Source organism: Sodalis-like endosymbiont of Proechinophthirus fluctus (assembly GCF_001602625.1).
GTDB lineage: Bacteria > Pseudomonadota > Gammaproteobacteria > Enterobacterales > Enterobacteriaceae.
Genome location: NZ_LECR01000077.1, coordinates 1 through 6,432 on the forward strand (window position 1 = coordinate 1; position 6,432 = coordinate 6,432).

Below are 6,432 nucleotides of genomic sequence, written 5' to 3' on the forward strand. Positions count from 1 at the left end.
ATTGGGATGATTGGGATGATTGGAATGATTGGGATGATTGGAATGTATGCCGTCATCTTGTATCCACTCCGGCCGCAGATAAACTTGCCCCATAAAGAACGGCAGTAAGAGAGCTGCGTATCAGTTCGCCAGCATCGGATATATGGGGCTGAAAGTTTCCGAATAGCGCTCATCGTAATTCGGCAGCAGGTGGTGGATCTGCATGAGTAAGTTTTGCGCCCGCCTGTTGGCTTAAGGTGATAGATTTGACCGAATCTTATTCGATCTGCTACGGAGGAAAACCTCGCAGACCATCATTCCTACTCAGCTCGATGAGTATCCATTATTTCTTATGCTGGCGCAGCATAGCCGGCAGGGTCGGGTATGCTGTAACCGGCGCATAGACTGCTGCCCAGAACTAAGAGCGTATCGGCGCTAGCGCCCGAATGCTTACCAGACTCAACAGAGTAAGGAAATGGAAATGCCATCGGAAAAAATTCTTGAAAATTGTTATCTTAGTAAGAACGTCGGTCAATGTGAACACCGTATCTCCGTCCTTAACAGAGTTGGTTTTCAAACCTGCGCAGACGATTGTGCTGATTGGCAAGTCTGGATCGGGGAAATCCATCATGCTGGGGGATCTTGGCTGGGCTAGACGACAGTAGCGACAGCACCGTACATTTGCTGAGGCATAACCTGATGGCGCTGAATAACGGCGTTGGAGAACGTGCAATTGCCGGCGCTGCTGCGAGGGGAAGGTGAGCGCCAAAGCCGCGAACAGACGGTGACCCTGTTGACGCAGTTGGGGTTGGGATAATGTTTGTCTTATTTGTCCGCTAGCTCTACGGCGGCGAATAGCAGTAGGTTATGCTGGCGCTCGCGTTCTGCGGTCGGCTGCAGATTGTTTGCCGACGAGATCCGACCTGCAACTTTGGACCTAGCCACCGGCGATCGTATAGCCGATCAGCTATTCAACCTGAATCAGGATTTCGTTACCGCCTTGATCCTGATAACACACGGCTGGCTGGTGAAGGAAGTGGCATGATAGCACATTGGTTCTGTACTAATGGCGAACCCACTCCATGCTGATCGTCTGGCTGGCGCTCACCCTTTTAGTGGCCTGTGTGCTAGCGTTAGGTAACCTGAGCGATCGGATGGGAAAAGAGATTAACCAACAAAGCTGCGAATTCCTGACGGGAGATCGAGTACTGCGCGCAGCGCGACCGATGTTATCAAGTCCGATAATCCGGGCGGCCTACGGTCACAATTAGGAGCTGAAGCTGACCTGGCTGCGCGACTTTCTCTATCATAATCTGCTGTTGGCGGGCCATTAGCCACCGAGCGCGGGCCGAGGTATCAATGGAACAAGGTGTTGCGAAAGGTCTGGCAATCGGCATCGCTTTCCATTCGGAGGGATGGAAGGACATCCGCAAACCTGGCCTGACTAGCTTTCGTTTAAGATGAGGGTGATGAGGGTGATGAGCAGTTAGTGACGATGCTTACGTGTTAGTTCCCCCATGCTGAGCTTGCTGGATATCGGCACCATGCTGCGGCATAGTAGGGCAGGTCCTGCAACAGGTAAGCCGGGCAATGGAAATTATGGTCATTTTTGTGCTTTTGTACAGCCGGGCTGTTGCTGATAGTGCAAGTTACAAAGTCAGCATGCGTCAGCGTTAGCAGGAATTGGTGGTCTACTAGACATTAGGCGCCAGCCTAATAATCCTGTAGTGGACGTTGTGGGATGAATTTTTCTTATTGGGATTCGGACTTGCCGCGTGGGGCAGTGGTGCTGCTTTATCACTACTGGAGATCTTGCTTGACGCCCGTCTGGTACATAGAAAGGGACGGTTGGGACAGGATTGGCCGTAAGCGTTTACAAAATGGGAATATTAGCGCAATACAAAAATAATCAGCAGAGTGACAACCAGGTTGACAGGACTCTGACCCCTGCTGCACAGTAATGGTCTATCGCCACGCTAGACAGTATAAATAGGTCAAGCCAACAAAGCAGAGGTTATCAGTCAAATATTTCAGCCACTTCGCAGATCCACCCTGTCCACTTAGCACCAGGAAGTGTCGTCCGGAAAATCTGCATTTCCGCTTATGCTCCCAACAGGTGTCAACAGTGAACGCAACGGTTCGGCACTCTTCACGATAGTTACAATTGCTATGAGAGAGGTGTTAACGTAATATTATGACTACGACGTCCAAGATTATCTATACACTCACTGATGAAGCCCCAGCGCTGGCGACTTATTCTTTGCTGCCGATCGTCCGTGCGTTCATCCAATCCCTAGGGATCCCCGTCGAGACACGGGATATCTCGCTGGCGGGCCGTATTCTCTCCAATTTTCCCGAATATCTGCAATCGGATCAGCGTCTGTCGGATCATCTGGCGGAGCTGGGCCAACTGGCGGTAACGCCGCAAGCCAATATCATCAAGCTGCCAAATATCAGCGCTTCGCTGCCGCAGCTGAAAGTTGCCATTAAAGAGCTGCAAACGCAGGGCTATGCGGTGCCGGATTATGTCGACGAGCCGAACTCAGATGCTCAAAAAGAGGCCAAGGCCCGTTACGACAAAATCAAAGGTAGCGCGGTTAACCCGGTTCTGCGTGAAGGCAACTCCGATCGCCGTGTGCCGCCGTCGGTGAAGAATTACGCCCGCAAACACCCCCACCGTATGGGCGAATGGACGGCATCGTCGCAATCCCACGTTGCCCATATGCAAGAGGGCGATTTCTACGGCAGTGAGAAATCCTCGCTGGTTGAACACGATGGTAACGTCAGTATCACCCTCGTTGGCAGAGATGGCGCCAAGCAGGTTTTAAAGGCCAAAACAGCGGTGAGAGCTGGCGAAATCATCGATGCTGCGGTCATGAGCAAAAAGGCATTAAGTAGCTTTATCGCGCAGCAGATCATCGATGCCAAACGGCAGGGAGTGCTGCTGTCACTGCATTTGAAAGCGACTATGATGAAAGTGTCGGATCCGATTATGTTCGGCGTCGTGGTGTCTGAATTCTATAAAGAGGTGCTGGCCCGTTATAACGATAAACTGAAAATACTAGGCTTCGACCCCAACAACGGTATCAAAGATTTATACATAAAGATAAATAATTTAATTGAAGATGAAAAGGAAGAGATCACGCAAGCCATCGAGGCTATGTACGCTGAGCGGCCATCGCTTGCTATGGTGAATTCTGACAAAGGCATTACCAACTTGCATGTACCTAGCGATGTAATCGTGGATGCTTCGATGCCGGCGATGATACGCGATTCCGGAAAAATGTGGGGGCCTGACGGCCAACTGCATGATACCAAGGCCATCATTCCCGACCGATGCTACGCTGGCGTTTACCAGGCAGTAATTGAAAATTGCAAGCAGCATGGCGCTTTTGATCCCAAGACCATGGGCAGCGTGCCCAACGTGGGGCTAATGGCGCAAAAGGCCGAAGAATACGGCTCCCATGATAAGACCTTCCAGATCCAGGCCGACGGTGTGGTGCAGGTCGCAGATGAAGTGGGCAACGTGCTGCTGGCGCATCCGGTGGAGGCGGGCGATATCTGGCGCATGTGCCAGACTAAAGATGCGCCGATTCAGGATTGGGTGAAGTTAGCGGTCAACCGTGCCCGTGAATCCGATACGCCGGCGGTATTCTGGCTCGATCCGGCACGAGCGCACGATGCGCGCATGATTGAGAAAGTGCAGCGCTATTTGCAAGATAATGATACCTGCGGGCTAGATATCCATATCCTATCCCCGGTCGATGCCATACGTTTTACCATCGAACGGATACGCTCGGGCAAGGACACCATTTCTGTCACCGGCAACGTGCTGCGCGATTATTTGACGGATCTCTTCCCTATCATGGAACTGGGCACTAGCGCCAAAATGCTCTCCATCGTGCCGCTGATGGCGGGCGGTGGCCTGTTTGAAACTGGCGCCGGCGGTTCCGCCCCCAAACACGTCCAACAATTTGTACAGGAAAACCACCTGCGCTGGGATTCACTGGGGGAGTTCCTAGCACTGGCCGCATCGCTGGAGCATGTCGGTATCACTACCGGCAATAGCAAAGCCAAAGTGCTGGCGAAAACTCTGGATCAGGCAATCGGCAAGTTTCTCGACGCCAACAAATCCCCTTCCCGTAAAGTCGGTGAGCTGGACAACCGCGGCAGTCATTTCTATCTGGCGCTGTTCTGGACACAGGCGTTGGCGGAGCAGAATGAGGACACGGAGCTAAAGCAGCAGTTCACTGGGCTCGCGCGCACGTTGGCTGACAATGAGCAGAAAATTGTGTCGGAGCTAAATCAGGTGCAGGGTAAAGCGGTAGATATTGGAGGCTATTATCATCCTACCCCCGCACTGACCAGCAAAGCCATGTGTCCAAGTGCTACCCTTAACACCGCGCTACAGGCGGTGGGCACCTAAGGTTGACCGCGGGGCAGCCCGTTCCAGCCATGCATTGGCGAAAATGCGTGCACATTCGGCAGCACCTTAGCCTGTGCGTTGTCATGATAGGGAGGTGATTGATTTCACTGCGCCGACCGGCCCGGCTCGGTGTCATTGCAGAGAGCGATTCATTCTTGATTTTGTGGACGATGTAAGCTGCGCCTGTCTCAACTTCAACCGGTCAGTTTCTGCGTTGCTCAGTCGATCCTATTTTGGTATTCCTTTGTTATGCCGCTGGGAAGTAGCGTTGACAACCGCTACAGGCTGGGACTAAGTAACGCACCATCAGGATGGGTAAGGTTCAGATATCCGACCTTGCGCCCCACGCACCTCTTTTTCGTATCAGTACAAATGCGCTTGCGAGTCCGTCAGACAATCTGTATTAATGTTATAATATTCGCCATGGCAGAGAGCGTGCTGACGACCGGTAGCGGCAGCACCAGAATAGCATGTAAATGCAGTTCAAATTAACTAATAGAGGCGCCATTTTGCTTTTAATGGCCGCTGTTATGCACCCGCTCGCCAATTCATTGAAAGCAGTCGATCACCGACAATAAAAATCACTCCATCGCCATAACGCCGACATATTTTAGCTCATGCAAGATGGCCGCCGGGCATATTTTCCGCCCTGATGCAGGCCGCTATACGGGGAGAGAAAGGCGGCGCTAGTACGCAGAATACCTTCCTTCTAGCTTCGATTTCGGTGGTGATCACGCTTTGCCCGAAAGAACTGATATGGACTCGGCATTCAGCCCAACCGGGTACCCTGCAATCCCCATCGGCTTGCCGGCTTGCCACAGCACACGACATAACTGGACGTTGCCCACTACGCAGACCAGCTTCATGTCTGTTCCCTCAGCAAATTGCATGGAGCTTCAATCACTTTGGGAACATATGACAATTGTGATCTTTGCCTTGGCGAGGTTGGATTGCATACACGTTGTGCTCCTGTGGTCATAATGTCGGCGTTATTAACAGACCCTGTGGCCTGGCTAATGTGGCGTAGAGCATATCATGGGTCTTGATAGAGGAAAACGGTTGCGTAGAAGCCGCCGTTCGCTGCGTAGGAAAAAATGCTCTGTGTAAGCTATACTGTAACAAATGTTCTAGATGAATAGCTTGCTATAACCAGCGCCAGCGTAGCTAAAAGGGATATCAAAACTATACTAAAGGAAATCACGCTGCTTGCGATAACCTACCCGGGCGCGTCATACCTGGGCCTTCGGTGGTAGCCTGCAAATGGCTGATGAAGTTGGGCGGCACTCGTGGCAGGGGCATAAAAAACGCTATCTGCTGCTCGCTGCAAGACCTACCCATAGGCTGCAGACCTACCATAGGATACCACTTTCATGCGCATTGGCGACTACAGCGTGATCTTCGATGGTCGAGAGTGCCCGCTAGCGGTTATTCGTACTGGTGCTTTGCGGCCTGCTGCGTTTTTTCGACATCACGGCAGAAATAGCGGCCAAAGAAGGCGAGGGGATTTTAGTCTAGCCTATTGGCGTGAAAACCACCGGGCGTTTTTTGAACGTTCTGGCTACTGGTCGGAAGGGATGGCACTGGTGGTGAAAGAGTTTATGCCGATGGAAATCCTATGGTTGTGCTTAGACGTGACCTGTCGCCCCGGTTGAGCGGGAAACCCTAGCGCGGCAGGGAGCTCCCTGGCATCTCCACAGGAATGTGGCGTCCATCCGCTCGAAAAGATAACGCCAAGGTGCGCGCGCCAGCGCTCAGACGCCGAAGGGGAACTCGTGCAGCGTGACGCCCTTGGCCGTGACCTCAATGGCCGATCCCTGGCGGTGCCAGGCGCCAAGCACTGCACGACAGTGCTCCCCGGGCAGGATATGAATCGCCGGTCGATGGGTATGGCCATGGATCATCATCGTCGCGCCGGTTTGCGCTAGCACCGCCATGACCGCCTGTGCGTTAACGTCCATGATGTCTGCTGTTTTCCCAGCATTAGCACGTAGACTGTTGGAGCGCATCCTGTCGGCGATGCGCAGCCG

Annotated in this window: 4 protein-coding genes and 1 pseudogene; 4 read left to right on the forward strand and 1 reads right to left on the reverse strand. The window is 52.6% G+C overall.

Features of this window, described 5'->3' with window-relative positions:
- The first annotated feature begins 799 nt into the window (after positions 1-799).
- The 4 genes and pseudogenes from BG74_RS17800 to BG74_RS07465 all read left to right on the forward strand — a co-directional run bounded on the left by BG74_RS17800 (position 800) and on the right by BG74_RS07465 (position 6,057).
- Positions 800-1,024 carry a hypothetical protein gene (locus tag BG74_RS17800; protein WP_066597580.1) on the forward strand — a complete coding sequence of 75 codons (225 nt, stop codon included), beginning with the start codon at positions 800-802 and terminating at the stop codon, positions 1,022-1,024.
- A pseudogene (locus BG74_RS07455) lies at positions 1,021-1,208 on the forward strand (hypothetical protein); the annotation flags it as partial. The gene BG74_RS17800 and the pseudogene BG74_RS07455, both read left to right, overlap by 4 nt.
- A 965-nt stretch (positions 1,209-2,173) precedes the next feature.
- Positions 2,174-4,405 (forward strand): NADP-dependent isocitrate dehydrogenase, encoded by a 2,232-nt coding sequence (locus BG74_RS07460; RefSeq protein WP_066597583.1) that lies wholly within the window; start codon positions 2,174-2,176, stop codon positions 4,403-4,405.
- Between the two features lie 1,370 nt (positions 4,406-5,775).
- Positions 5,776-6,057 carry an ASCH domain-containing protein gene (locus tag BG74_RS07465; RefSeq protein WP_066597585.1) on the forward strand — a complete coding sequence of 94 codons (282 nt, stop codon included), beginning with the start codon at positions 5,776-5,778 and terminating at the stop codon, positions 6,055-6,057.
- 99 nt (positions 6,058-6,156) lie between these two features.
- On the opposite strand, the gene BG74_RS17815 is transcribed toward BG74_RS07465, so the two are convergent.
- Positions 6,157-6,432 (reverse strand): metallophosphoesterase family protein (locus BG74_RS17815; RefSeq protein ID WP_501037423.1); only part of this gene is annotated, 276 nt, incomplete at its 5' end.